This is a genomic window from Methanooceanicella nereidis, from assembly GCF_021023085.1.
GTDB classification, from domain to species: domain Archaea; phylum Halobacteriota; class Methanocellia; order Methanocellales; family Methanocellaceae; genus Methanooceanicella; species Methanooceanicella nereidis.
In genome coordinates, this window is sequence record NZ_PGCK01000001.1 from 378,556 (window position 1) to 402,917 (window position 24,362).

Consider the following 24,362-nt stretch of genomic DNA (forward strand, 5'->3'; position numbering starts at 1 on the left):
ATATATTTCAAAAGCCGCGATCATTTTTCGCAACAACAGCACGGGGCCTCTTCGGCTTCGCACTCATCGTCATCACAGCCGCATGTGACCTTTTTGCTTCCGGTCAGCGCGGCCTTGATCATTGCGGAAGCGCATCCGACGCCGCTGTCTACGACTATCGCATCCACGGGACAGTTCAACTGGCACGCTCCGCACTCCATGCAGCTATCCGGCGAGACAGGGACAGCTTTTCGCTCGCCCCGGGAGAACACTCCGTGGGGGCAAACGATGCTGCACATCCCGCAATTGATACACAGCAGCTCATCGAAGTGGAGCGTGTTTATTATTGACAGGGACTCCATTATGACCACCCCATGAGTTTTACGAATACTAATATTACAACAATTATCACGCTGATAGTCACCATTCCTGCCATGACAGGTATGTAAGTGGATATTTCACGTTTTACCCCGGTCCTTGACGTAAATGGCGTAGAGCCTGTGAAATTAAGGGCAAGATACGAGGTTATCGCGGGCATCGCAAGAAGATATACGAGCACGTAAGCACCTCTTTGCCATAACTGCAGGATCGAGGCGTCGTTTAACGCCAGCCAGCCGAACGGTATCCATACCAGTAAGCCCAGTATAAGGCCTTTGGTGCTGAAATCCTTTGTAGGAAGCCATGGCAACAAGGCCGGGAACAGTACGACTCCCGCCAGCATAGCTGATACCAGCGCTCCCGCGAACGTTATGCCTCCTGCAAGATATGCAGCTATTGCGGCTATTATCATCGGCAATAATAAATGATTGACCTCGACCGGGACCAGCACCAGCCTGTCAGCAAGGCTGAACCGCACATTGCGCATTTCTTTTGTTGCCTTATGACCCTTCATGTATTCCGGAATGTCCGCGGCGCGTACAGGGCCGTACTCGACCTGGAACCCGGAGCGCTTCCTGACCTCGAACGCGGCCACGCCCGGAGCCCCCAGCTGTGGTAGTATGAGCTTACGATGGCTCACTACGCCGGCAAGTCCCGTCACTCCTATCCTGCGTATCAGCTCTTCCGTGCCGAAAGTGCCTTTTCCTGCGGCGCACCATACGTTGATGCCGCGGGTATCTATAACAAGGATATAGCAGCTTATGCCGGAAAGTGACGACCTTAACGCGTCAAAGCTTAAAGTATAATTTGCCGTGACGAACACAGGAGAGCCATTGTCCGGCTCGCCAAGAGAGTAAAGGCCGGGCTCGACGCGGTGGCCCATGCGGTTCACGCCCAGCCGCGCTACGACGTGATCCCACCTGTCGGATAAGGTCAGTTCAGAACTGGTCTTTGCTATGGATATGATCGTTCCCCCATTGGACGTTCTTCTATTATTCCATTTTGTTTAAATAATTGATGTTTTCAACATTCTTATAGAAAAATTTTAAAGTAAAGGAATACTTTAAGAAAGTCGGAGTAAACGAAAGTGAACAATATCATAGACACGGCCCGGCGTATCCTCAAGGAAGGGCCAATATGCGACAGCTGTTTGGGAAGGCAATTCGCGAAACTTTCCACGGGACTGTCAAATTCACAGCGGGGCAACTCGATAAAATTAGTCCTGTCAATGCAGGCTACCGCAAACAATGATACGGAGCTCCAGACAGACCTGGCTCCGACACTGCCCCAGGCAAGAAAACTTACGGGCGGAGATCAGCAGGCGGCAGACGAGGAATGCTGGTTCTGCAGAGGATTGTTCCAGGACGGGTCAAATTTAAAAAGCTGGGCGGAAAAATGCATATCATCTATCGAAGGGCACGAGTTCGACACTTTGCTTGTCGGGACAAAGGTCCCTCCGATTTTTGCTGAGAAAGAGGAAGTGCTGTGGGCGGAATGCGGCATAGCGCACGCGGAGCCCGTTAAGTCGGAGCTTAACAGAGAGGTGGGAAAGCTCATCTCGATGATGACAGGGAAGACCGTGGATTTCAAAAGACCGGACGTAGTGTTCACGATCGACCTGGCGGAAGAAAAAGTGGAAGTGCAGGTAAACTCGCTTTTCATATACGGGCGCTACAATAAACACTCAAGGGAGATACCCCAGACCAGGTGGCCCTGCAAGGAATGCCAGGGCAAAGGGTGCGATAGATGCGACAATACAGGAAAAATGTACAGTTCATCGGTAGAAGAGGAGATAAACAGAAAGGTCATCGAAACTTTCAAGGCTGATGACGCTATACTTCACGGGGCGGGCAGGGAGGACATAGATGCCTTGATGCTGGGCACGGGAAGGCCGTTCGTCATGGAGGTCATGCACCCGCGCGTCAGGTCCGTAGACCTTAAGCAATTAAGAGATAGCGTCAACTCATCGTCCGATAAGGTAAAAGTATCCGAGCTCGCATATGTGCAAAAAAGCGCGGTCGAAGAAGTAAAAGCGATGAAAGTCAACAAACAATACAGGCTTAAAGTTATATACAATGAAGATATTTCAATAGAAACACTTAAATCTTCGATAGTTACTTTATCGAACTCTGAGATATTTCAAAGAACACCCGAAAGAGTATCTCATCGGCGTGCAGACTTAGAGAGAAAACGAAAGGTTTACGAGATTGACCTTGAAAAGGTCAACGAAGATGAGAAGTATTTCCTTATGACCGTCCGCTGTGAGGGCGGGCTATACGTAAAAGAGCTCGTATCCGGCGATAATGGCAGGACAAAGCCGTCGTTGACGGAACTGGTCGGAAAACAGCTCAAGGTCCAGGAATTAGATGTCATAAATGTCGAAGGAGGAATATCATGGCAAGATCACATGGTGAAAGAAAAAAGACAAGATACAAGTTTACAAAGGCATTAAGGGCTAGAGGGTTCTCACCGGTAAGCCGCGCTATCCAGGAGTTCGATGTAGGACAAAAGGTCCACATAGACATTGACCCGAGCGTGCACAAAGGAATGCCATACCGTCGCTTCCACGGCCTGACCGGCACCATCATGGGACAGAAGGGCAGGGCGTATCTCCTTGAGATCAATGACGGTGGCAAGAAGAAGACCGTCATATCCCGTCCACAGCACCTCAAGCCGCAGAAGTGTGAATAAATATACCTCTGGTGTGATCAGGGATGATTATCAAGAAGGTAATAAGCGAGGAGTTACTTACTCTCCCCGAGATCAAAGACATCCTTAACGAGATCAGGGACGAAAGGGAAAAGGCGGGAGTCGAGCTCCGCTACGAACAGAAGAGAGCGGTGGAGCATGCTAACACTTTCTCGAAGATCGGCGCCGAGGAGTCAAGGGAACTTGTGAACGAGCTTCTTACCCTTGAAAAGATGAAGATAGACATCGCTGTCAGGATAGCCAACCTCTGCCCCCGCACAAAGGATGAGCTGAGGTCTATCTACGCTAAAGAGAGATTTACCCTCACCGAAGCGGAATTAAAAAGTATCTTAGATATAGTCGCAAAATATATCTAAGCAATACTTTATTTTATTATAAGATATTATATTCTATGAGGGGTGAACCTTGAAGGCGATGACTCATACGAACGATATTAAGGAACAACATGCTTTTATCCTCGATTTCTTACCCACCGGGTATGCGGAGGATACCAGGCCGATACATCTTCGGAAGCCGGTAGCTCAGGCCCTTGGCGCGGACCATTTCATACTGCTGGAGCTCAGCATAAAGGATGGCGTCAGGGTGGAGATAGAAGGTAAGGTATTTGTAGGAAAGGGCGACAGGGACATAGTGAAGCATGTTGAGAAGAGGCTAAAATATGAAGAACTGACACATGGGGCTGTCATTGAGCTGCCATATGTTATAGAGAGGATCGTAAAGGATAACGAAAGAAAGTTCGTTGAGTTCTTTAATAACGCCCAGCCTATAACGGTCAGGCTCCATACTCTGGAATTGTTGCCCGGCATAGGTAAGAAAATGATGTGGGCCATAATCGATGAGCGCAAAAAAGGCAAGTTCAAGGACTTTGCGGACATAGAGGCTCGCGTTAAGGGATTACATCACCCGGAGAAGCTCATCGCCAAGCGTATAGAGGAAGAGATCCAGGATGAGCAAATAAAGTACAGGATGTTCGCAAAATAATGGATCCTCGTTTTAGCGTGGTCCCCGATAAGAGAAAAGACCAACATTTTTTGGCGGACCACAATATTTTAAACAGAATAGTCGACTTTGCAGATATCCAGCCTGACGAGACGATACTGGAGATCGGCGCCGGCCCCGGAAACCTTACAAGGGAGCTTTCAAAAAAAGCGAAGCATGTCTATACCATTGAGATGGACGATGCCCTGGTAAAAATCTTAGAGGAAGAGTTCAGGGACACGAACGTCACAGTTATCCATGGCAATGCGCTTAAGGTCGATTTTCCGGAATTTGATAAAGTCGTCGCTAACCTGCCATATTCGATATCATCTGACATCACTTTCAAGATATTGAGACATCGCTTCAAGTTCGGCATATTGATGTACCAGAAAGAGTTCGCGCTCAGGATGGTGTCGAAGGTCGGAGAGGAAGAGTATTCAAGGCTATCCGTTCATGTACAGCATTTTGCAGACGTGAAGATACTGATGAAGGTCTCAAGAAGAGCTTTCGTGCCTCCGCCCGAGGTAGAGTCGGCAGTCATTAAGATCACACCCAGGCCTGCGGCATATAGCGTAAAGGACGAGGATTTCTTCATGAAGCTCGTGACGGCCGCTTTTGTGCAAAGGCGAAAAAGACTGAAGAACGCTATAGTGAACGGCGCGCATATCATGGGCCTGAAGAACGCAAAAAAGATCGTGACACTCTTGCCCCGGGACATTATGGAAAAAAGAGCGGAGATGACATCACCGGAAGAGTTCGCTGCACTGTCGGATACCATTATGGAGCTGGCAAAAGATGGTAATAAGGATCTACAGGGATAAAGAGTTCGAGCTGCTGGAGGATGTCTACGATCCGGGCGAGGACTCGTACATGATGGTGGATGCTGCCCTGGACGAGGTAACGTACGGTGAAAAAGTCCTCGAGATAGGCACAGGGTCCGGCATAATCTCCCTTTTTATCAAGGATATTGCGAATGTCGTGGCGGTAGATATAAACCCCCATGCTTGCAGGAACGCCAGGCAGAACGGCATTGATGTGATAAGGACGGATATGTTCTCCGGCATATGCGGGAAATTTGACACAATAATATTTAACCCCCCGTACCTGCCGACATCAGACGAGGAAAGGCTTGATACCTGGCTGAACAGGGCTTTTGACGGCGGCCCGTCCGGAAAGGATGTCATATATTCGTTCATAGAAAATGTCAGGAACCACTTAACGCCGCATGGAAAAGTTCTCACGGTGATCTCCAGCCTCACAGATATCGAGGATGTTGAGGATAAATTCCGGGCGCACGGGTTTAAGGTCGACACGTTAAGCGTTCATAAGATCTGTTTTGAGAGCCTGGCAGTATTAAAAGCTTATCTGGCTTGAAAAATATTATACGGTTGATATCCGCATAACTTTTATTTCTTTGAGAAAACATGTTAACCTATGAGGTCATTCGCCTAAGAACCCGGAGACGTTCATATGGCAGGTTATATTACGGTCGAAGATATGCGGGCCCTGGAAGCTAACTCAAATTATTTCGGAGTAAGTTACGGGGAACTGATGGAAAATGCCGGGAAAAGCGTAGCCGCTTCAATAATCTCAAAAAAGCGGAGATGCTCTGTGCTCGTGCTATGCGGCACAGGGAACAACGGAGGTGACGGGTTCGTGACCGCAAGATATCTTCGCAGGGCGAACTTCGAAGTGTTCACCGTCCTTCTGGGCCACTCCTCAGGCATTAAACCGGGCCCCACTTCAGTTAATCTGGAAAGGCTCCGGGCGGTCGGCGTGGATGTGCGTGAGATCGTCTCGCCAGAAATGCTCCCAAAAGAGATCTTTGAATCCTACGACATCATTGTTGACGCGATACTGGGCACCGGAGTAAAAGGCACTCCGAGAGAGCCTGCAAGCTCTGCAATAGACCTGATAAACCAGAGCAGAGCTTACAAAGTGTCAATAGACATGCCGAGCGGGCTGGATCCGGATACGGGCGAATGCGCAAAATGTGTAAAACCGGATCTCGTCGTGACATTTCATGCTCCTAAAAAAGGGCTGGAGAAATATAACGTCGAAGTCGCGGACATCGGGATCCCGGAAAAAGCCATGAAGTACGTAGGCCCGGGCAACATAAGAGGGATCAAGACCAGAGGCGACTATTCTCATAAAGGTGAGAGCGGAAGGGTCTTGATAATAGGGGGAGGGCCGTATACTGGTGCCCCTGCACTTTCCGGCATTGCTGCCCTGAAAGCCGGTGCAGACGTTGTCACCATTGCAGCCCCGGCGAGGGCTGCTGACATCATAGCCTCATTCTCCCCGGACCTGATAGTGAAGCCCTTGACGGACCGGGATATACTGGTAGATGAGGATATAGAATGCCTTACCCCGCTTTTAGCGCGTAACGATGTGGTCGTAATGGGAATGGGGCTGGGAGACTCTCCGAGGACGCTTGCAGCTGTATCCAAGATTATGTCCGTCTGTGACAGGATAGTGATAGACGCTGAGGCGTTGAGGCCTGATATGCCGCTCAGAGGCATTGTCACGCCTCACAGGGGAGAGTTCAAGAGGATCAGCGGCGAAGATGCAAGTCCCGAAGAATTGTTCGCCTCAGAGACCGTGAGAAGTTTCTCGGAGTCGAAAAAGATCGTGACGGTACTAAAGGGCAAGATCGATATCATATCGGACGGAAAGCTTGTCAAGTTCAACGGGACGGGGAACGCCGGAATGACGGTCGGCGGCACAGGCGACGTGCTTGCAGGGATCATCGGCGCCCTTTATTGCAAGAACTCTGCATTTGACGCGGCATGCGCCGGGACCTTCATCAATGGAGCCGCCGGAGATATGGCCTTCGACGATAAGGGTTACGGGCTGGTCGCGTCGGACGTAGTGAACATGATACCATACGCGATGAAAAAATACAGGCACTACTTATAACATTTAGAAAAATTTTTCATTTGCATCGTTGTTTCTTCCGTATGTTTTATAGGGGATATTGACCAGAACTTAAAAGGCATACATAAAAAACATTATGTGTTTTGCAGAACCTAAGAGATGAGATAGAACAAGACCGGAGTATATCATATGGCTCATTCGAGGGACTTCACCCATATAGAAGGCGATAAAATAAAAATGGTAGACGTCGGAGAAAAAGAAGACGTACTGAGAATAGCACGTGCCAGCGGCACGATAAAATTATCATCGGAAACCATGGCTCTGATTAAGTCAGGTAGCGTAAAGAAAGGCAACGTTCTGGCAACTGCCAGGGTATCGGCCATACAGGCGGTAAAAAGGACCTGGGACATGATACCGCTCTGCCACCAGATACCCGTGACGAGCATAAATGTTGATTTTGAGATAGGCGAGGACATTATTACGGCTATCGTAGAGGTCCGGTCGCTGGGAAAGACCGGTGTGGAAATGGAAGCCCTCTGCGGAGTCAGCCTGGCGCTTTTGACCATATGGGATATGGTCAAGGCTGTGGAAAAGGATGAAACGGGCAATTATCCGTCCACCAGGATCAGCGATATCAAAGTGATAAGCAAGATAAAGGAGAGCCCTGGCAACGTATGACAGGCATGGCAGGAAAAGGGTTAAAGTTCAGAGTGATCCTCGTAGAGCCGTTCTATGAAGGTAACGTGGGCTCTGTATGCAGGGCAATGAAAAATTTCGGGTTCGACGACCTTGTCCTTGTAAAACCCTGCGAGATGAAGGATTTTGCAAAGGCAATGGCGTCCCATGCGCAGGACCTGCTGGCCAGGGCCAGGATAGTCGACACGTTCGAAGAGGCCATAGAAGGGGCGGATTACCTTGTCGCCACGACCGGAAAGCCCGGGGCGAGGACTAGCAGGCATATCAGGATGCCTTATTTTAACCCGAAGGAGCTAAGGCAGATGCTGGAGGATAAATCCGGCACAGTCGCGCTGATATTCGGACGTGAGGACGTGGGGCTGGTTAACGAGTATGTCGAAAGATGCGACATGGTCGTGTATATTCCGACATCGGTAGAATACCCCATAATGAACCTTTCCCATGCTGCCACGGTAATATTATATGAACTATCGGGATTCGAGGGCGGCAATATTGCCCTTGCTGACGGAAAATCCCTTGAAAGGCTATATAGCGAATTCAGGGAACTTCTGGTAAAGATCAACCATCCGGAACATAAAAGGGATAAAACTTTAATGATGCTCAGGCGAGTTTTAGGCAGGGCTATGCTGAATAATCGTGAATTCTACACAATGATCGGCATCATAAGAGACGTCGAGCTAAAGATAGAAAGAATGGAAAAGGAAGAAGTTACTGAAGAGGAAAGCTCATAAATTTAATTTAGTTTTTTGAGCTGGTGCGCTTTTAATAAAAAACAATTGACAGGACTGTGATGTCGTCATATACATCTAGACCGGGTCGATTTAATTGCCGCGGAATATGACTTCGAACTCGCAAACGTCATCGCCGATACACTGGCATTTTGTCTCCCGGACATATACCATTTTACCATATATGCTCTCTAAAGCGCCTGCGATCAACCCTGCCTCAAAAAAGCACGCTTTACGGCCCATTTGTTCCATTGTCGAACATGTAAGACAATTGCTGACCTTGAAAACCCTACTGTTCCGGCTATCAATTTCCAGCGATCCTACATGGTTCCTTCTCATATAGCCTGCAAGGCTCTCGATGTCGCGTATGTCAAGAGGGCGTATCAGCTCTTTTCCGGCACGGTACATGGCGGCTTCCCTGTCGGGGCGTATCATATTTCCGTATGCATTCTCATTGCTGGATCCAAAAACCTGCATGATCCGACCTCCGTCATATTTTATGCAAGGGGTCTTTTAATTCCTGCAATATTAGTCCTTAGGATAGAGCGACTTGAAAATATCCTATTTAGAAAATATAAAATATATGAGCGGATCCCGGATAAGCCATAATAACTGTCCGGGATATGTGGTCGCTAACGTGAACGTAAAATTTTTCATGCTTCAGGATGATTTAAAAATATGCGATTACTGGCTGTCACAGATTTTCATAATGTATACGATAGGGTCCCCGATATTTTGAGCAAGGCCGGAAAAGTTGACGGTACGCTGCTGGCAGGGGATCTCACCCATTTCGGGCCGTCGGAGAAAGCAAAAACACTTCTAGGCATGTTGCCAAAGCCCGTAATGGCGATACCCGGGAACTGTGATAAAAAAGACATCGTAAACCTGCTTCGCTCCGAAGACGCGAATTTACACGAGTGCAGCATGAAGTTAAACGATGTAACGTTCATCGGTATAGGGGGCTCAAACCCTACGCCGTTCAATACGCCTTTTGAGCTTGAGGAATCAGAGATCAGGTCAAAAGTTGAAAAGCTTTTAGAGAGCGTTACCAGGCCTGTCGTTCTCCTCTCGCACGCGCCACCTAAGGGAGCCCAGGATGAAATACCCGGCGGCATACATGTCGGAAGCGAGGCTGTCGCGGAGCTCGCGCCGAATTTCATTGCGATAGTATGCGGGCACATACATGAAGGGAAGGGCATATCAAAATTAGGCAATACGCTCGTCGTAAATCCCGGTTCGGCATCAGTAGGGAGCGCGGCCATTATAGATATAGATAAGAGCGGTAATGTAAAAGCCGAACTTATCTGATTATTTTTGATCGACGTTCCAGACCCGATGTGATCCGATCTGCCGCAGGTTGACGTGATGCATTATACTAAGCACGGCCTGCGGGACCACGATCAATGACAACACTGGACGCTGAATATAAAACCATCGAATTTACATGGCATAGCACTTAGCATAATGCGAATGAAATAACAAAAAACAACACCAGAACCTGAATTCTATCCTTTTTTAGGATCGGGGTCCACACTCAATTTAATAACCCATCTATGCGCAAGATATTTAAACACGCAAGATGTTTTTATATATTGAAGTTCACTTTTCTTCGTTATTTCTGCCCGTATATTCGTGGTATATTTAAAAAATGGCAGTAGCGTAATGAAGAAAGGGTTAAATATAAAAGAGGATTAATTACAGATAGCTGATTTTGCTTTTATTACTTGAGAGGAGTTTTAATGGAAGATAAACAGTACAAAGGCACCACCACTATCGGAATAATATGTGATGAGGGGATAGTCCTTGCGACAGAAAGAAGGGCGACGATGGGAAATCTTATCGCCAGCAGGGACGCGCAGAAGATCTATAAGATCTCTGACAATATCGCAATGACCATCGCAGGTTCCGTCGGTGATGGACAAAGGCTAGCAAGGATCCTGCAGGTAGAGGCAAAACTGTTCGAACTCAGGCGCCATGGACCGATGACCGTAAATGCGCTGTCTATGCTCCTGTCCAACATCCTCGCTGAGACAAAATTCGCACCGTTCTATGTCCAGATATTGATAGGCGGTGTCGACAGGACCGGATCGAATATCTACTCTTTAGACCCGCTTGGCGGCAGGATAGAGGAGAAAAAGTTCGTCTCAACAGGTTCCGGTTCACCGATCGCTTATGGTGTCCTTGAGGACCGCTTTAAGCCGAAAATGACCATTGAAGAAGGTGTCGAGCTTGCGACGAGGGCGCTGGAGTCCGCGATGAAGAGAGACTCTGCATCAGGCAATGGTATACAGATAGTAATAATCACTAAGGAAAAGTTTGAGATGTTCGAGAAGGAGGTAAGCAGGGAAGTACTCGGTGCTTAACTCTATTTTCTTATTTCGAATATTTCTTACTATTTTATTTTATCTTATTGTCAGAGGGGTACAAAAACGATGGCAATCGAAGATGTTTTAAACGAATTAAAATCTAAAATCGTAGATAAACTGCCAAAAGGCATAAACGTATCCAGCCTTGAGTTTGAGGGCCCTGAGCTTGTGATATACACGACCGACCCGAAAGCGTTCGCAGATAACGGCGACATAATCAGGTCGATAGCAAAGGACCTCCGCAAGAGGGTAGTGGTCAGGCCGGACCCAAGGATGCTGGCCGAACCCGAAGAGGCTATCAAAAGAATAAAGGAGATAGTCCCTGCGGAATCGGGAGTGTCTAACCATTACTTTGATACCGACACGGGAGAGGTCATAATCGAAGCTGAAAAGCCCGGTCTTGTCATAGGCAGGCATGGCTCGACGCTAAGGGAGATAACCAAGCATATCGGCTGGACGCCCAAGGTCGTCCGGACGCCTCCGATCGAATCCTCGACCGTGAAGGACATAAGGCAGTACTTACGAAGCGTAAAGGAAGAGAGAAAGACTATTTTGAAGGGTATTGGTAGGAAGATACACAGGCCCATCTCCAACAAGGACCAGTGGATCAGGATAACTACCCTGGGCGGCTGCAAAGAAGTCGGTAGAAGCTCCTTTTTATTGAGCACGCCTGAAAGTAAAGTTCTTATTGACTGCGGCGTCAACACGGGCGCAGAGAGCAATGGCACGCCATATCTCTATGTCCCGGAGGTCAGCCCGCTGTCACAGCTCGACGCAGTAGTCCTGACTCATGCTCATCTTGACCACAGCGGCCTTATCCCGCTATTATACATGTATGGTTACGAAGGGCCTGTGTACATGACACCGCCGACGAGGGACTTGATGGCCCTTTTGCAGCTCGACTATATCGAAGTGGCTAACAGGGAAGGAAAGAGGCCCCCGTACGAGTCGGCACTTATCCGCGAGACGTTAAAGCACACCATAACTCTGAACTATGGCGACGTCACGGATATAGCCCCGGACATAAGGCTTACTTTCTATAATTCCGGCCACATCCTTGGTTCGGGAATCGCGCACTTCCACATAGGGGAAGGCCTCTACAACGTCGCTTTCACAGGCGACTTCAAGTATGAGAAGACAAGGCTTTTTGACCCGGCAGTTAACCAGTTCCCCAGGATAGAGACCATCATCATGGAATCCACTTACGGAGGCATGCATGACATGCAGCCTGCAAGAAGGGATGCCGAGACCGAGCTTCAGCACATAGTCAAGACCACGCTTTCAAGAGGCGGAAAGGTACTGATACCCACATTCGCTGTGGGAAGAAGCCAGGAAGTCATGATAGTCCTTGAGGAAGCGATCAGGAAGGGCATTATCGATAACGTCCCGGTATATCTTGACGGTATGATATGGGAAGCCACGGCTATCCATACGACATATCCGGAGTACCTTAACGTCGAACTACAGGACATGATTTTCCATAAGGGCCAGAACCCGTTCCTGTCACCTGCTTTCGTTCGTGTCGACTCTTCGCAGAAACGTGAGAAGATCCTTCAGGACCCGTCGCCATGTATAGTGCTGGCGACATCAGGCATGATGAATGGCGGACCGGTCATGGAATACCTGAAAATGTACGGGCCTGACAAGCGTAACACGCTCGTATTCGTAGGTTACCAGGCAGAAGGCACGCTCGGAAGACGCATACAGAAGGGATGGACAGAGATCCCTATGTCCACTAACGGAAAGACCGAAGTGATGAAGATCAACATGGAGGTCGCGACTGTGGACGGATTCTCAGGTCACTCGGACCGGAGGCAACTGATGGAATATGTCAAGCGCATGGAACCGAGGCCGGAGAGGATCATAACGAATCACGGCGACGAGAACAAGTGTCTGGACCTTGCAAGCTCGATCTACAAGAAGCACAAGCTTGAGACCAGGTCACCGATGAACCTGGAAACTATAAGGCTGATATAAGGCATTGTTAAAGATGCTGGCGATAGTCACATCTTTAACATGCGAGCTTTTTTAAGAATAATTGATATTAAAGCAGCCTGCCAAAATTGATCCTTTAATTTATATCTTTCCAGACATAAAGGCGACAAACTGGAGCGTCACTTTCTTACCATGAAGCGCACAACGGCGAAAAAAGGTACACAAATTATTTTAGTATATGATAACCTTCGAAAAAAGTCCTTCGTGTACCCCTGTGCTCCTTCGTGCGCTTCGTGGTGAGAAATAGTGTTCCCTGATCGCCTTTGTGTATTTTTCATCCTATAATAAAAATACTAGCACATCCTGCTAGCTGCCATGCTGCAGGAGCATTTGCTGTGAACCGGAATGCTAAATAGCCTGTCTACCACATATTCATGTAATACGCACTCCACCTTTCGCATCTCATCCAGCACTTCTTCATGGCTTATCGGCGTCTTTGATATACCTGCGGCATAGTTGGTGACGACAGCTATGGCTGCGTAACACATTCCAAGCTCTCTGGCGAGAACGCATTCCGGAACGTTTGTCATTCCAACGACGTCTCCCCCGAGCATTGCGAACATTTTTATTTCGGCGGCAGTCTCGAAACGAGGCCCTTCAGCGCAAACATAAGTGCCTTTTTCATGTAGCGGTATATCGCCGGGCATGGATGAAAGGATGCTGTCGCGTATCTCGGGGCAGTATGGTTCCGTGACATCTGTATGTACCACGAAGCCTTCCTCGTCATAGAACGTGGACGGCCTTGCTTTCGTAAAATCAATGAACTGATCGAGAAGGACAAAGCTTCCCGGCTTAATGTGTTCCTTCAGGCTGCCAACCGATACCACACCTATTATGCGTTCCACGCCTAACTCTTTCAATGCCATGATGTTTGCACGATAATCTATTCTGTGAGGGGCGCAAATATGGCATTCACCGTGACGCGGTAAAAAAACGAAATCTTCTCCTTTTTCATTTTCGTATATACTTACAGTGACATCACCATATTTCGTTGAGATGGTCTTTTTTCCTTTAATGGCGGCACAGGTCATCCGGTAAAACCCGCTGCCCCCGATAATAGCTAAACGTGGCATGTTGTGGTCATACGAGGTTAATATAAATAAATATTATCAGCCGTCGTCGTAAAGAAAAAGATCATCATTCCGGCGATTTCCTGCAAACGAATAAGCCATAACCGAAATGGTCGGTATAATAGAACATTTTTTTACCTTCGTCCATGATCTTTTTCACTTCGGGGTTCGTCATGTACAGCCACATCGACCTTAGCTGGGATATCATCGCCTTTAATTTACCATCGGCCATCCTTGCTTCCATCTCTACCCGCGGATCGGCGATATGATGCCAGGACTCCACAGACATGAACCTCTTTTCAAAAGCCTCTTTCCAGCCCTCGTATGTAAGAAGGCCGTTATTTGAATATGATGAAAATGACTTAAAGATTGATTCGATGTCCTCTTTGTCGTCTTTTAGCTCATCCATGGATCTTTGAGTGATACATACTTCATTATCGCATATCACACCGCCGGGCTTTGTGACACGGTCGTACTCTGCTATGGCGCTGTCAATATCATCCATGAATATAGTGACCGACTCAATAAGGACTTTATCAAAGGTGCCGGACTTCATTGGTAAATTACGCGCATCACATCTCAGGAATGTGACTCTGTCTTCAACCCCCATCTTTTTAGCCCTTGCCTTAGACCCTTCGATCATCTTTGGCATAATATCGACACCTACAACTTTACATCCGATCTCTTTGGCAAGCCTGCAGGAAGTCCTGCCGAATCCGCAACCGACATCCAGGACACTTGAATCGGGCTTAATGTCAGCTTTTTCGATCAAGAAGTCGGTAGCAGATTTTCCCCCGATGTGTTTTGCAAAGCCTATCGATGCCAGCATATCAAGATAAGAAGACTTAGACGGATCACGATCAATATCATCCATGCCCTGATACCACCAATAAAAATATCAAAATAATATTATATAATACAATAGCGCGTAAAAAACAATCAGACTACAAAATAGAAATGAAAGAAATAAAAAAAATTAATAAACAAGCAGGCGCTTTATCCGGTTTATCACTATGGTACCGTCGCCGGCGAACACGTCGAGCTTCTTAAGCTTTCCGACATCGGTCTCGCCATTGATGTTTATGACGAATATGGATCCCCGGTTCTTGGAATATACATCCTTGAAGTCAAGCATTGCGCCGACCAGCATGAGACTGCCAGAGAATACTTTTCTCCTGATAGCATCGTCCTTTAAGAGGATCTCTATCTGATTATCGACGTTAGCCTCAGTTATGAGCGTCTCGAAATACGTATCCTCGCTTATCGGTGTCGCAGGCGGATCCTGATGGTTCTTCATATAGCTCTTCATTCCGCCCTTCTTGATGAGAAGTTTCTGCACTTCCGAGACGGTGGGCCTTATGAAATCAAGAGACCTTATGATACGAGGATGCTCTCCAGTAGCGTCCTGTGTCGCCGCACGCACTGCGCCGCATCCGGTATGGCCCAGTATCATCAATATCGGCGTGTGAAGATGGTTTACGCCATATTCTATACTGCCCATGTTAGGCTCTACACGATTGCCTATATTCTTGATAGAAAAGACTTTGCCGATCTGATCGTCTATGGTCTTTTCCATCACACGCGAGTCAGAGCATGTTACAAGCGTGACTTCGGGACGCTGGCCAAACTGAATGTCATCATATATACCGAGTTTTGTCGCCTCTTCTGCGTAGCCCTCGTTATAACCAAGCTTGCTCTTGAGCGTGTTCAGGCTATCCTCTACCGTAATTTTTACCTTCTCTGACAAGTTTAATACCCCAAAAAAATAAAAAGGATAGAAGTCTGATTTTAGACTTCTAACCTCTTGGCGACGTCGTGATAAAGTTTCGTTACGGGTATGTCCATCGGACATACATCTTCACACCCGCCGCAGTTCACACAATCCGCGCCTTCGCCAGCTACCTTAGCAAGGTGGTAGGTAAATGATGGCGGTATACTTCCCTTAAGCTCGTAAGCCGGCGACTTGCCCTCATTTTCAGTCTTAAGAGGACAGTGTACGGTGCAGCCCATGCATTTTATGCATTTGCTGAATTCATTTGCATAATAGTACGGGTCCTTTGCAGATGCCTGGAACTGAAGCCTCTGGTGCTTTAATCCAAGCTTCAGCATAGCTCCATTGGTCTTTTCCCTGATCTCGAGGCCCTTGGGTATCGGTGCCGCGGTCTCTAACAGGCCGGCGTTCATCGCGCCGCTGAGGAGCTTTGCGCCCTTGTCGCTGCATACTTCAACGAATGTGGCCTTTCCTGCGAGGTCGCCGATAACTCCCCAGTTACCGCATGCGAGGTCAGCCATTTTCGGGATCTTGACTTCGCAGCGCTGGCAGTTAGAACGCCTTCCTGCGCCTTTCTCCTCGAGCTCATCAATGGAGATGCCCTTGTGCTCATGGTCCTTTGTGACTATGATGAACTTACCCTTGTCGATCTCTTCTTTAATGACATCGTCCGGGCTGACGCCATAGTACTGGTAGATCATATCACGGGCTTCCATCGGGCGAACTGTTCCGCCGCAGTTGAGTCCGATCATGATGATGTTGTCAAGGTTGACGACGCCCCTCTTCGCGAGCACCATCATGGACCTTGCCTCGCATCCCTTTACGGGCATAGCGATCTTCATGTTCTTTGCGCCGTCAAGGTACTTGGCGAGGAACGTCACAAGGTTCAGCGGAGCGCAGTGTAATGAGCCTGCGGATTTTATCACGTCTGCAGGGTCAGTTATCAGTGTCGGCACACCATCGTATATGTCGGCACCCCTGGTAACTGCCAGGACCGCATCGACCATGCCGCTTTCGAGAGCATACTTTAACAGAGTGGTTACAGCTCCACCGCATTCTGCCTTTGCCTTGATATCCTGGTTGGTTGTCCAGGCGTAATACATATCGTTAACGTTTACCATTTTAGTGGCCTCCTGCCTTCGGTGCGACCTTTACAGGCTCTCCTGTCGGTGCTTTCTTCTCCACAGGTATAACTTCGACCTTTGCGGAGCATACCTTGAGTTCGGGCATCTTTGCGAACGGATCAAGCGCAGCGATCGTCAGCTTGTTGGCGCTGCACTCTGCGAAGTGGAACGGTATGAAGATTATACCCTTCATGATGTCCGGGGTGACCTTTGCAGCTATCTCGATCTCGCCACGCCTGGATAGGACCTTAACCTTGTCGCCGTTCTTAACTCCGAGCGCCTTTGCGTCCTCGGTGTTTATCTCGACGAAACCGGTCTTGACCTCATCGTCAAGCGTTGCAGAACGCCTGGTCATACTGCCTGTGTGGTAGTGGAAGAGTAAACGTCCGGTCGTAAGTATGAACGGATATTCCGCGTCCGGCCTCTCTGCCTGGTACTTGAATGGTACTCCGAAGAATATTCCAAGACCGTCCGGGTGGCTGAACTTCGCTGTGTGTAATATCGGTGTTCCGGGGTGAGACGTGTCGGGGCATGGCCAGTGCAGTGCTTCGGGCTTGCTGAGCCTCTCGTAGGTCATACCAGCATACTGCGGAGTGGTCTTGCGTACCTCTTCAAAGATCTCTTCCTGGGACTTGAAGTCAAATCCTGCTACACCCATTGCCTTTGCAATGTTACAGATGATCTCCCAGTCCTGCTTTGCCTCTCCTGGCGGAGCGATAGCGGGCCTCAGTAACTGTACACGCCTCTCGGTGTTGGTGAAGGTTCCGTCCTTCTCCGCGTAAGCGGCTGCCGGGAGCACTACGGTGGCCAGTTCTGCAGTCTCGGTCAGGAATATATCCTGTACTACGAGGAAGTCGATCGCCTTAAGAGCGTGCTCGACGTGGTTAACGTCCGGGTCGGAGACCATCGGGTTCTCGCCCATTATGAATAATGATTTCATCTTGCCCTCGTCGATGGCGTTCATGACCTCGACGATGGTAAGTCCCACTTTACCCGGGATGTCCTTTACGCCCCATACGCCGCAGACCTTTGCTCTGAGCTCGGGGTTTATGACTGCCTGGTAACCGGAGACCACGTTCGGAAGCGCACCCATGTCGCATGCGCCCTGCACGTTGTTCTGGCCTCTAAGCGGGTTTACACCTGCACCGCGCTTTCCGATGTTTCCGGTGAGCATGGCGAGGTTTGACATTGACAGGACGTTGTCGGTACCGGTCGAGTGCTGTGTGACACCCATCGAGTATATTAAGGATGATGCACCGCTCTTGGCGTATATCCTGGCCATCTCGCGGATGGTGTCGGCAGGCACGCCGGTGATCGGCTCTGCCCATTCGGGCGGGCACTTCATGACCTCTTCCTTGAGAGCGTCGAAGCCCTTTGTCCTGTTCTTTATGAATTCCTTGTCCTCTAAGCCTTCCGAGAGTATGACATACATCATTGCGTTTATAAGCGCAACATCAGTACCGCTCCTGAACTGTACATAGAGATCGGCCTGCTTTGCGGTCATGTTGTATCTCGGATCGGCAACTATGAGAGTAGCGCCCGCCTTCTTTGCCCTTGCAACCCTGCGGGCTATAAGCGGGTGGTCCTCGAAAGTGTTAGAACCAATGATGAAAACGCACTTTGCTTCTTCGATATCTTTGATCGAGTTAGTCATTGCACCGCTGCCGAGGGATTTTGCAAGTCCTGCGACTGTGGTACCGTGGCAAAGCCTTGCGCAGTGGTCTATGTTAGCGGTCTCGAGAGCGACACGGGCGAATTTCTGCATTATATAATTCTCTTCGTTGGTCACTCTTGCAGATGCGAAGCATGCCATTGCATCCGGGCCATAGGTGGCTTTGATTTCCTTAAACTTTGATGCGATAAGAGAGATCGCTTCATCCCAGGTAGCCGGCACTAATTTACCGTCTTTCCTGATGAGCGGGGTAGTTAATCTGTCGTCCCTGTGAAGGAATTCGTGGGCGAAGTTACCCTTGGGACAGAGCTTACCTTCGTTTACCGGGTGTCTCTTCCATGGTTCAACTCCGACGACCTTTCCGTCTTTTGCGACAAGGTTCATTCCACAACCGCAACCACAGTATGGACAGATCGTAGGTACAACATCGATTTTCATATATTCACACCTTCAATAAGATTTGTTGTTTTTAATATAAATGAAGGGGATTAATATCCCCTTAACTTTACAGGTTCAAATAGCTGTTCTTACTGGTTTACTTTGAGGGCTGTGCCTTAGCCTCTGCTCCTGCTTTCGCTGCCGCGGGCTGCCTGAGGTAGAGGTACCAGTAAATCATACCGACGAATAATGCACCGCCGACAATGTTGCCGAGCGTGACGGGTATGAGGTTTGTTACGAAGAAGTTATACCAGCTTATGTTGCCGAATGCAACTCCAGCATTTGTAAGGCTTGCTGCGATCGTTGCGTCCGTGGAGACGAATATTCCCAGCGGTATAAAGAACATATTTGCGATACAGTGTTCAAATCCGATCGTGACGAAAGCCATTATCGGGAACCAGCAAGAGAAGATCTTACCTATAACATCGTCTGCACTTAATGCGAGCCATACTGCAAGGCAAACAAGCCAGTTACAGCCTATTCCCCTGAAGAACGCCGTAGTAAAGTCCAGTCCGCATTTTCCGTTTGCCACAGTTGCCGCCCAGCTTGCCCAGGGGATCGAGTTGAATAATCCGCACTTGTACGCAAGGAAGTATGCAAGGAATATGGAACCTATGAAGTTACCAATGTAAACAATGGTCCAGTTAATTGCCAGGCCACCCCAACTTGCTTCTTTATTCAACACGCTCAAAGGTGCGAACATACAGTTTCCTGTAAAGAGTTCGGAACCACCGATGACGACACACATGAGACCTACAGGGAACACTGCGCCGGCGGCGAACTTGATAAGACCGCTCGGTAACTTGATCGCTGCTGTAGTGCCATCAGAGAAAGCCAGTGAACCGCCTGCCAGTCCGCCTGCGACTATCTCACTTAATAATGCTCCAAATGCAATATATGCACCTGCGAGGAATCCCAAAAGTAATAGCTTGTCTATAGGTAGCTTACACTTAACGCCACCCGCTCCTGAAGCTGCTTTTGTTATTTCAGCGGGAACTTTAAATGCCATAATATATCCTCCTTTATTTTTAGGGGCCTGGTTCGCCATTCCAGGGCTGCCATAAAACCCTTTAAGGATGGCTACTAAAGACCTACCTTAAAAAAAGATTATATGTTATATCATAAAAGGTATATTAATGTTACGATGCGTTAACATTCTTGATTTTTATATTAAAAAGACGAATATATGTTTAGTCCGGAACTCATATGCTGCCAATTTTTATATGGCATCGTTTTTTAATCGAAGGATCACTATTTTTTGGATATATTTAGTATCAGTTTATATTTAGTTCCGTTTTAATCAATAGTTAAGTCTATAATTACGTATAAATAGCTTGCTAAAAAATGTTTAGAAAAAATGCAATTGTTAATTATATTTAGTTAATATAAAAATAGTAAGGTAATCATAATTAATAACATACCATTTTACAAAATTTTCAAACAAGGGCTAAAAGTGCGCATCCAAATAAATCCTTTGATTGCTTAGATAAGGGTAATAATGCCAAAAATATATAAGTAATGACAAATATAACACAGAATTTGTTAATTCGAATTTTTACGAGTGTTGAATATTTTTATTGAACAAGAGAAAACATTATATATTGTGGTGGAAGAGAATAACGTTTAGAGGCGGTATATTTGAGTCAAACAGTAGTAGTATCACCGACAACTCGACACGAAGGACACTCAAAGCTCGTCCTACAAGTTGATGACAACGGGATAGTGACACAGGGTAACTACCTGAGCACAACCCCGGTAAGAGGATTCGAGAAATTTATTACGGGAAGACCAATGGAGTTCGCTCCGGTCGCATCATCCAGGTTCTGCGGTATCTGCCCCATAACCCATGCGTCTGCATCTGCGGAATCCATTGAGAGAGCCCTGGGTATCATCCCGCCAAAGGATGGTGTCGTCTTAAGGCAGTTATGTAACATCGGCAGCAGGCTTCACAGCCACCCGTTACACCAGCTGCTCGTTCTTCCGGACTATGTGAAGAACCCGGACGAGGCCCTTGCAGCGACCGTAAGGATCCAGAAGATGAGAAAGATCGCACAGATGATCATAGATTATACTGGCGGCGAAGCAATACACGCCCCCAACATAAGGATAGGCGGTATGCAGAAGAACCTCTCCGAGGTTGCCAAGAGAAAGATCATCGAGGCATTAAAAGAATACGAGCCATTAATGAAAGAGCAGGTCGCATTCATGATAAACGCTTTCCAGAAGTCTGACGCACCGAAGACACTCGGTGTCCACGACAGAGAGCTCATGGCAACTGACCTTAACTATGGTAACTCCGACGTATTCGAATCAGAGTACTTCTACAGGTTCTCTGAGATAACCCCGAAGTCCTACTACCCTGTCGAAGAGGTAGGAATGGATGCATGCGGAACGGTACCACTCGTAGGCGGCAAGACCGTAGAGGGCGGACCGAAAGCAAGGCTTACCAAGTTCAAGGGCTTTGGCAAGAAAGAATGTGGAGACTTTGACCCCAAGGGTGCAATGGCCATCAACATAGCAAGGGCATTAGAGATACCCTACGCATATGACAGGGCAGTGGAGCTTATCACCCAGCTGAACACTAACGGCGCTACGCTCACCAAGCCACCAGAGTCCGGCGGCGACGGTGTCAAGTTAGGAGTTGCAGCGAACGAGGCCCCGAGAGGCGTTAACGTCCACTGCGCGAAGGTAAAAGATGGCAAGATCGCCTACTACAACTGTCTCGTAGCAACGACCTGGAACATTCCGACCGTCGGCAATGCTTGCGAAGGGCAGCACTACAAGTGGGCTGAATATGTTGTCAGGGCTTACGACCCGTGCGTATCGTGCTCTACCCACATGATCGTCATTGACGAAGAGGGTAAGGTCGTAACCGAGGCCAACATATGATGTTTGAAGAGGAGATCTTAGTAGTTGGCTGCGGGAATATCCTGTTCCAGGATGACGGCTTTGGACCTCGAGTTGCACAGGATCTCAATAATTACGAGCTACCGCCAGGAATAAGGGTAATAGATGCAGGTACGGGTGCCCCGCACCTGATCTTTACCCTGCTTGACGAGACTTGTAAGAAACTGATAATCCTTGACTGCATACACTGGGGAGCCAAACCGGGAACCCTGAGGAAATTCTCAGTGGATGAGTTACCAAAGGGTAAATTCATCGACGCACACAACTGGACCCTGAGCGAGCCGTTACACGACCTTAAGGATAAAGTTGAGATAGTCGTCATAGGCTGCCAGCCGGCGAAGGTTTCCGACCCTGACATCGAGATCGGTCTCACCGAAGAAGTGGAAAAAGCCATTCCTAAAGCTATAGAGATGGTATTTGAAGAAATAGGGATAGAACATGGGACTATTAGACAAGATACTAGGGAAAACGTCTGGAGCACCATCTAAAGAAGTGACAGCGGCTCCTACCGCGGCTCCCGTGACCAAAGCTCCCGAACCCGTTAAACAAGAAGTTGCACCGAAGAAATCGGAGGAAGTTAAAGTGTCAAAGCCAAAGTTAGCATACGTTCATTTAAGCGGCTGCACCGGTTGTCTTATCTCATTATCGGACAACTACGAAAAGCTGCTCGATGTCCTGGGCGCAGTGGACCAGGTATACAACCTGACATTGATGGACCAGAGAGAACTACCAGAGGGTAAGATTGACATTGCGCTCGTAGAAGGAGCAGTATGTCTCCAGGACGAGCACAGCGTGCACCTGATAAAGGAAACAAGAGAGAAAGCAGGCCTCGTCATAGCATACGGTGGCTGTGCGGCCACAGGTTGTGTCACCAACTTCTGCAGAGGCGGCCAGGCAAACCAGCCGCAGCATGAGTCATTCGTGCCTATCAACAGGGTCATCAAGGTAGACGCATACATACCCGGATGCCCGCCGACACCGGAGATCATCTATAATGTGGCCATCGCAGCAGTTACCGGTGACATGGAATACTTACAGCCGTTCCTTGCAGACAAGGGCGGATACGCCTGCGGTTGTGACCTGTTCACGAAGATCGTCGAGAACGGTCTCTGCATAGGCTGCGGAACCTGCGCATCATCCTGCCCGACCAGGGCCCTTGAGATGCAGTTCGGCAGGCCAAGCCTCAACAACACCAGGTGTGTAAAGTGCGGTGCTTGCAGTGCGGCATGCCCGAGAAGCTTCCTGCCTGTATCCCAGATAGAGAAGAAACTGATGGTGTAAGGAGGAAAAGAAATGGCATTTGGAAAATACAAGGAAGTCTACGCGTTAAAGGCGAAGGACAACGCAGTCACCGGCGTAGCACAGGATGGCGGAGTAGTCACCGCACTTCTCTGCTATGCGCTTGACCAGGGCATCATCGACGGGGCAATCGTAGCAGGTAACAGCGAAACCCCGTGGCTGCCGAAGCCTGTGGTAGCGACCACCAAGGAAGAGATCATAGCGGCGGCAGGTACAAAGTACACTATCAGCCCGAACGTTGCGGCAGTTAAGGACGCTGTCCGTGAGATGGGCTGCGACAAGCTTGCAGTAGTAGGCACCCCGTGCCAGATCTACGCAATACAGAAGATGAGGCTATACCCGTTCGGCGCAAGGCATGTCCCGGACAAGATCGCCATGACCATCGGTATCTTCTGTACCGAGAACTTCACCTACCAGGGCCTTAAGACCATCATCGAGGACCACTGCAAGGTGCCCATCGAGTCCGTCAAGAAGATGGAGATCGGCAAGGGCAAGTTCTCGATCAAGGCAGACAAGGACGTCGCTATACCCATCAAGGAAACCCACAAGTACGAACAGCCGGGCGACCACGTCTGCACTGACCTGACAGCGGAGTTCGCGGACATAGCCACCGGTTCCATCGGAACCCCGGACGGATGGTCCACCACCTTCGGAAGGACAACAAGGGGAACCGAGTTACTGAAGAAGGCGATCGCTGCAGGCGTATTCGAGTCCAAGGCGATGGCAGATGTCCAGCCGGGATTACCGTTACTCGAGAAGCTCGAGGCCGCCAAGAAGGACAAGGCCAAGAAGCACGTCGAGGAAATGAAATCCCTCGGATTATTCGTCACCCCGGGCATTATATACTGAACGTGGAAAATACGAAGCAGGCCCCACAGGGCTTGCTTAAACCTTTTTATTTTATCGTATGTTTATTTACGATGGCTGTGGCCGTCGATTTTTATCGCGGGCTAAAATAGATCATGAATAAAAATTAATCCATGTCCTCTATCTTGAAGACTTCCGTAAGCATGCCTGCCTTATAATCCTCGAAGGCGTCTTCTGCAGTACCTACGGCCCCTTTGAAAACCCTGACACCTTCATTCAGCAATATGACAAGCATATGGGGCCCCACATATCCGCTGAGGATTATTTTAACGCCGATGTCGGCCAGGAATTTTGCAGGCGTCTTTCCGCCTTTTACGTTAGGGTCGTTATGTAATATCTCGAAGGACTTTATTTCCACACCTTCCGTCTCCAGTATGACAAAATCCTCCGCCATACCGAAATGGTCCGTGATCTCCGACTGCAAGCCGTTTGGCGATAATACCGGGACTGCCATTTTGATCATTGGTCACACCTGAACAAATCATGCTGAAATAAAGGCAAATGATAG

Annotated in this window: 26 protein-coding genes; 16 read left to right on the forward strand and 10 right to left on the reverse strand. The window is 48.5% G+C overall.

Translation table 11 applies throughout. From position 1 onward, the window contains the following. Positions 1–20 precede the first annotated feature (20 nt). Both hgcB and hgcA read right to left on the reverse strand, forming a co-directional pair. Complete coding sequence (hgcB, locus tag CUJ83_RS02015) at positions 21–341, reverse strand: mercury methylation ferredoxin HgcB (protein WP_230740017.1); 321 nt, start codon at positions 339–341, stop codon at positions 21–23. Beyond that, positions 341–1,324, reverse strand: coding sequence for a mercury methylation corrinoid protein HgcA (hgcA, locus tag CUJ83_RS02020; protein ID WP_369423860.1), 984 nt, complete (start codon positions 1,322–1,324; stop codon positions 341–343). The genes hgcB and hgcA overlap by 1 nt, the downstream gene beginning before the upstream one ends. A gap of 120 nt (positions 1,325–1,444) precedes the next feature. Between hgcA and CUJ83_RS02025 the strand changes: the two genes are divergently transcribed. The 9 genes from CUJ83_RS02025 to CUJ83_RS02065 all read left to right on the forward strand — a co-directional run bounded on the left by CUJ83_RS02025 (position 1,445) and on the right by CUJ83_RS02065 (position 8,348). After that, on the forward strand, positions 1,445–2,809 hold the full coding sequence (locus CUJ83_RS02025; RefSeq protein WP_230740052.1) for a tRNA pseudouridine(54/55) synthase Pus10: 1,365 nt from the start codon (positions 1,445–1,447) through the stop codon (positions 2,807–2,809). Continuing rightward, on the forward strand, positions 2,752–3,048 hold the full coding sequence (locus tag CUJ83_RS02030) for a 50S ribosomal protein L21e (protein WP_230740060.1): 297 nt from the start codon (positions 2,752–2,754) through the stop codon (positions 3,046–3,048). Before CUJ83_RS02025 ends, CUJ83_RS02030 begins: the two co-directional genes overlap by 58 nt. Positions 3,049–3,071: 23 nt before the next feature. Beyond that, a complete protein-coding gene (locus tag CUJ83_RS02035; protein ID WP_230740061.1) occupies positions 3,072–3,422 on the forward strand; it encodes an RNA polymerase Rpb4 family protein in 351 nt (116 codons plus the stop codon). A 58-nt stretch (positions 3,423–3,480) separates the two neighbouring features. Beyond that, entirely contained in the window at positions 3,481–4,047 is a 567-nt protein-coding gene (locus CUJ83_RS02040) for a DUF655 domain-containing protein (protein ID WP_230740182.1), read from the forward strand. Next, positions 4,047–4,865: a 16S rRNA (adenine(1518)-N(6)/adenine(1519)-N(6))-dimethyltransferase RsmA gene (gene rsmA / locus CUJ83_RS02045; RefSeq protein WP_230740063.1), complete on the forward strand. Its 819-nt coding sequence runs from the start codon at positions 4,047–4,049 to the stop codon at positions 4,863–4,865. Before CUJ83_RS02040 ends, rsmA begins: the two co-directional genes overlap by 1 nt. Continuing rightward, on the forward strand, positions 4,840–5,418 hold the full coding sequence (locus CUJ83_RS02050; RefSeq protein WP_230740065.1) for a HemK2/MTQ2 family protein methyltransferase: 579 nt from the start codon (positions 4,840–4,842) through the stop codon (positions 5,416–5,418). Before rsmA ends, CUJ83_RS02050 begins: the two co-directional genes overlap by 26 nt. Positions 5,419–5,514: 96 nt before the next feature. After that, positions 5,515–6,963, forward strand: a complete 1,449-nt coding sequence (locus CUJ83_RS02055; RefSeq protein ID WP_230740067.1) for an NAD(P)H-hydrate dehydratase — start codon at positions 5,515–5,517, stop codon at positions 6,961–6,963. Between the two features lie 147 nt (positions 6,964–7,110). After that, a complete protein-coding gene (gene moaC, locus CUJ83_RS02060) occupies positions 7,111–7,599 on the forward strand; it encodes a cyclic pyranopterin monophosphate synthase MoaC (RefSeq protein ID WP_230740069.1) in 489 nt (162 codons plus the stop codon). Continuing rightward, complete coding sequence (locus tag CUJ83_RS02065; RefSeq protein WP_230740073.1) at positions 7,596–8,348, forward strand: RNA methyltransferase; 753 nt, start codon at positions 7,596–7,598, stop codon at positions 8,346–8,348. Before moaC ends, CUJ83_RS02065 begins: the two co-directional genes overlap by 4 nt. Before the next feature lie 90 nt (positions 8,349–8,438). On the opposite strand, the gene CUJ83_RS02070 is transcribed toward CUJ83_RS02065, so the two are convergent. After that, complete coding sequence (locus CUJ83_RS02070) at positions 8,439–8,822, reverse strand: V4R domain-containing protein (RefSeq protein WP_230740074.1); 384 nt, start codon at positions 8,820–8,822, stop codon at positions 8,439–8,441. A gap of 201 nt (positions 8,823–9,023) precedes the next feature. On the opposite strand from CUJ83_RS02070, the gene CUJ83_RS02075 reads away from it, so the two are divergent. The 3 genes from CUJ83_RS02075 to CUJ83_RS02085 all read left to right on the forward strand — a co-directional run bounded on the left by CUJ83_RS02075 (position 9,024) and on the right by CUJ83_RS02085 (position 12,688). Then, entirely contained in the window at positions 9,024–9,653 is a 630-nt protein-coding gene (locus CUJ83_RS02075; protein ID WP_230740076.1) for a metallophosphoesterase family protein, read from the forward strand. Between the two features lie 431 nt (positions 9,654–10,084). Beyond that, a complete protein-coding gene (psmB, locus tag CUJ83_RS02080) occupies positions 10,085–10,708 on the forward strand; it encodes an archaeal proteasome endopeptidase complex subunit beta (protein ID WP_230740078.1) in 624 nt (207 codons plus the stop codon). A 69-nt stretch (positions 10,709–10,777) separates the two neighbouring features. Further along, entirely contained in the window at positions 10,778–12,688 is a 1,911-nt protein-coding gene (locus tag CUJ83_RS02085; RefSeq protein ID WP_230740080.1) for a beta-CASP ribonuclease aCPSF1, read from the forward strand. A gap of 311 nt (positions 12,689–12,999) precedes the next feature. Here the strand turns inward: CUJ83_RS02085 and mtnP are convergent, their stop codons facing one another. The 6 genes from mtnP to CUJ83_RS02115 form a co-directional block, all read right to left on the reverse strand. Then, entirely contained in the window at positions 13,000–13,779 is a 780-nt protein-coding gene (mtnP, locus tag CUJ83_RS02090) for an S-methyl-5'-thioadenosine phosphorylase (RefSeq protein ID WP_230740082.1), read from the reverse strand. A 64-nt stretch (positions 13,780–13,843) separates the two neighbouring features. Then, positions 13,844–14,650 (reverse strand): SAM-dependent methyltransferase, encoded by an 807-nt coding sequence (locus tag CUJ83_RS02095; protein ID WP_230740084.1) that lies wholly within the window; start codon positions 14,648–14,650, stop codon positions 13,844–13,846. Positions 14,651–14,752: 102 nt separating this feature from the next. Continuing rightward, entirely contained in the window at positions 14,753–15,523 is a 771-nt protein-coding gene (locus CUJ83_RS02100) for a carbonic anhydrase (protein ID WP_230740086.1), read from the reverse strand. A gap of 41 nt (positions 15,524–15,564) precedes the next feature. After that, positions 15,565–16,668 (reverse strand): Coenzyme F420 hydrogenase/dehydrogenase, beta subunit C-terminal domain, encoded by a 1,104-nt coding sequence (locus CUJ83_RS02105; protein WP_230740088.1) that lies wholly within the window; start codon positions 16,666–16,668, stop codon positions 15,565–15,567. A gap of 1 nt (position 16,669) precedes the next feature. Then, entirely contained in the window at positions 16,670–18,781 is a 2,112-nt protein-coding gene (gene fdhF / locus CUJ83_RS02110) for a formate dehydrogenase subunit alpha (protein ID WP_230740090.1), read from the reverse strand. 97 nt (positions 18,782–18,878) lie between these two features. Continuing rightward, the gene (locus CUJ83_RS02115) at positions 18,879–19,790 is read right to left on the reverse strand and encodes a formate/nitrite transporter family protein (RefSeq protein WP_230740093.1); all 912 of its coding nucleotides are present in this window, start codon (positions 19,788–19,790) and stop codon (positions 18,879–18,881) included. Positions 19,791–20,419: 629 nt separating this feature from the next. Here CUJ83_RS02115 and frhA point away from each other — a divergent pair. Genes frhA through frhB form a run of 4 tightly spaced genes read left to right on the forward strand, consistent with a single transcriptional unit; the run spans position 20,420 to position 23,836 of the window. Further along, entirely contained in the window at positions 20,420–21,670 is a 1,251-nt protein-coding gene (frhA, locus tag CUJ83_RS02120) for a coenzyme F420 hydrogenase subunit alpha (RefSeq protein ID WP_230740096.1), read from the forward strand. Then, positions 21,667–22,176 (forward strand): coenzyme F420-reducing hydrogenase, FrhD protein, encoded by a 510-nt coding sequence (gene frhD, locus CUJ83_RS02125; protein WP_230740098.1) that lies wholly within the window; start codon positions 21,667–21,669, stop codon positions 22,174–22,176. Before frhA ends, frhD begins: the two co-directional genes overlap by 4 nt. Next, positions 22,127–22,969 carry a coenzyme F420 hydrogenase subunit gamma gene (gene frhG / locus CUJ83_RS02130; protein WP_255668282.1) on the forward strand — a complete coding sequence of 281 codons (843 nt, stop codon included), beginning with the start codon at positions 22,127–22,129 and terminating at the stop codon, positions 22,967–22,969. Before frhD ends, frhG begins: the two co-directional genes overlap by 50 nt. Before the next feature lie 12 nt (positions 22,970–22,981). Continuing rightward, the gene (gene frhB / locus CUJ83_RS02135; RefSeq protein WP_230740100.1) at positions 22,982–23,836 is read left to right on the forward strand and encodes a coenzyme F420 hydrogenase subunit beta; all 855 of its coding nucleotides are present in this window, start codon (positions 22,982–22,984) and stop codon (positions 23,834–23,836) included. Positions 23,837–23,960: 124 nt separating this feature from the next. On the opposite strand, the gene CUJ83_RS02140 is transcribed toward frhB, so the two are convergent. Next, a complete protein-coding gene (locus CUJ83_RS02140) occupies positions 23,961–24,317 on the reverse strand; it encodes a NifB/NifX family molybdenum-iron cluster-binding protein (protein ID WP_230740103.1) in 357 nt (118 codons plus the stop codon). Positions 24,318–24,362: the final 45 nt, after the last annotated feature.

What these genes read in the sequence shown, in the direction of transcription:
- hgcB (WP_230740017.1), bottom strand. Translation starts at nt 341, where the DNA reads ATGGAGTCCCTGTCAATAATAAACACGCTCCACTTCGATGAGCTGCTG.
- CUJ83_RS02030 (WP_230740060.1), top strand. Translation starts at nt 2,752, where the DNA reads ATGGCAAGATCACATGGTGAAAGAAAAAAGACAAGATACAAGTTTACA.
- CUJ83_RS02035 (WP_230740061.1), top strand. Translation starts at nt 3,072, where the DNA reads ATGATTATCAAGAAGGTAATAAGCGAGGAGTTACTTACTCTCCCCGAG.
- CUJ83_RS02040 (WP_230740182.1), top strand. Translation starts at nt 3,481, where the DNA reads ATGACTCATACGAACGATATTAAGGAACAACATGCTTTTATCCTCGAT.
- rsmA (WP_230740063.1), top strand. Translation starts at nt 4,047, where the DNA reads ATGGATCCTCGTTTTAGCGTGGTCCCCGATAAGAGAAAAGACCAACAT.
- CUJ83_RS02050 (WP_230740065.1), top strand. Translation starts at nt 4,840, where the DNA reads ATGGTAATAAGGATCTACAGGGATAAAGAGTTCGAGCTGCTGGAGGAT.
- CUJ83_RS02055 (WP_230740067.1), top strand. Translation starts at nt 5,515, where the DNA reads ATGGCAGGTTATATTACGGTCGAAGATATGCGGGCCCTGGAAGCTAAC.
- moaC (WP_230740069.1), top strand. Translation starts at nt 7,111, where the DNA reads ATGGCTCATTCGAGGGACTTCACCCATATAGAAGGCGATAAAATAAAA.
- CUJ83_RS02065 (WP_230740073.1), top strand. Translation starts at nt 7,596, where the DNA reads ATGACAGGCATGGCAGGAAAAGGGTTAAAGTTCAGAGTGATCCTCGTA.
- CUJ83_RS02070 (WP_230740074.1), bottom strand. Translation starts at nt 8,822, where the DNA reads ATGCAGGTTTTTGGATCCAGCAATGAGAATGCATACGGAAATATGATA.
- CUJ83_RS02075 (WP_230740076.1), top strand. Translation starts at nt 9,024, where the DNA reads ATGCGATTACTGGCTGTCACAGATTTTCATAATGTATACGATAGGGTC.
- psmB (WP_230740078.1), top strand. Translation starts at nt 10,085, where the DNA reads ATGGAAGATAAACAGTACAAAGGCACCACCACTATCGGAATAATATGT.
- CUJ83_RS02085 (WP_230740080.1), top strand. Translation starts at nt 10,778, where the DNA reads ATGGCAATCGAAGATGTTTTAAACGAATTAAAATCTAAAATCGTAGAT.
- mtnP (WP_230740082.1), bottom strand. Translation starts at nt 13,779, where the DNA reads ATGCCACGTTTAGCTATTATCGGGGGCAGCGGGTTTTACCGGATGACC.
- CUJ83_RS02095 (WP_230740084.1), bottom strand. Translation starts at nt 14,650, where the DNA reads ATGGATGATATTGATCGTGATCCGTCTAAGTCTTCTTATCTTGATATG.
- CUJ83_RS02105 (WP_230740088.1), bottom strand. Translation starts at nt 16,668, where the DNA reads ATGGTAAACGTTAACGATATGTATTACGCCTGGACAACCAACCAGGAT.
- fdhF (WP_230740090.1), bottom strand. Translation starts at nt 18,781, where the DNA reads ATGAAAATCGATGTTGTACCTACGATCTGTCCATACTGTGGTTGCGGT.
- CUJ83_RS02115 (WP_230740093.1), bottom strand. Translation starts at nt 19,790, where the DNA reads ATGGCATTTAAAGTTCCCGCTGAAATAACAAAAGCAGCTTCAGGAGCG.
- frhD (WP_230740098.1), top strand. Translation starts at nt 21,667, where the DNA reads ATGATGTTTGAAGAGGAGATCTTAGTAGTTGGCTGCGGGAATATCCTG.
- frhG (WP_255668282.1), top strand. Translation starts at nt 22,127, where the DNA reads ATGGGACTATTAGACAAGATACTAGGGAAAACGTCTGGAGCACCATCT.
- frhB (WP_230740100.1), top strand. Translation starts at nt 22,982, where the DNA reads ATGGCATTTGGAAAATACAAGGAAGTCTACGCGTTAAAGGCGAAGGAC.
- CUJ83_RS02140 (WP_230740103.1), bottom strand. Translation starts at nt 24,317, where the DNA reads ATGATCAAAATGGCAGTCCCGGTATTATCGCCAAACGGCTTGCAGTCG.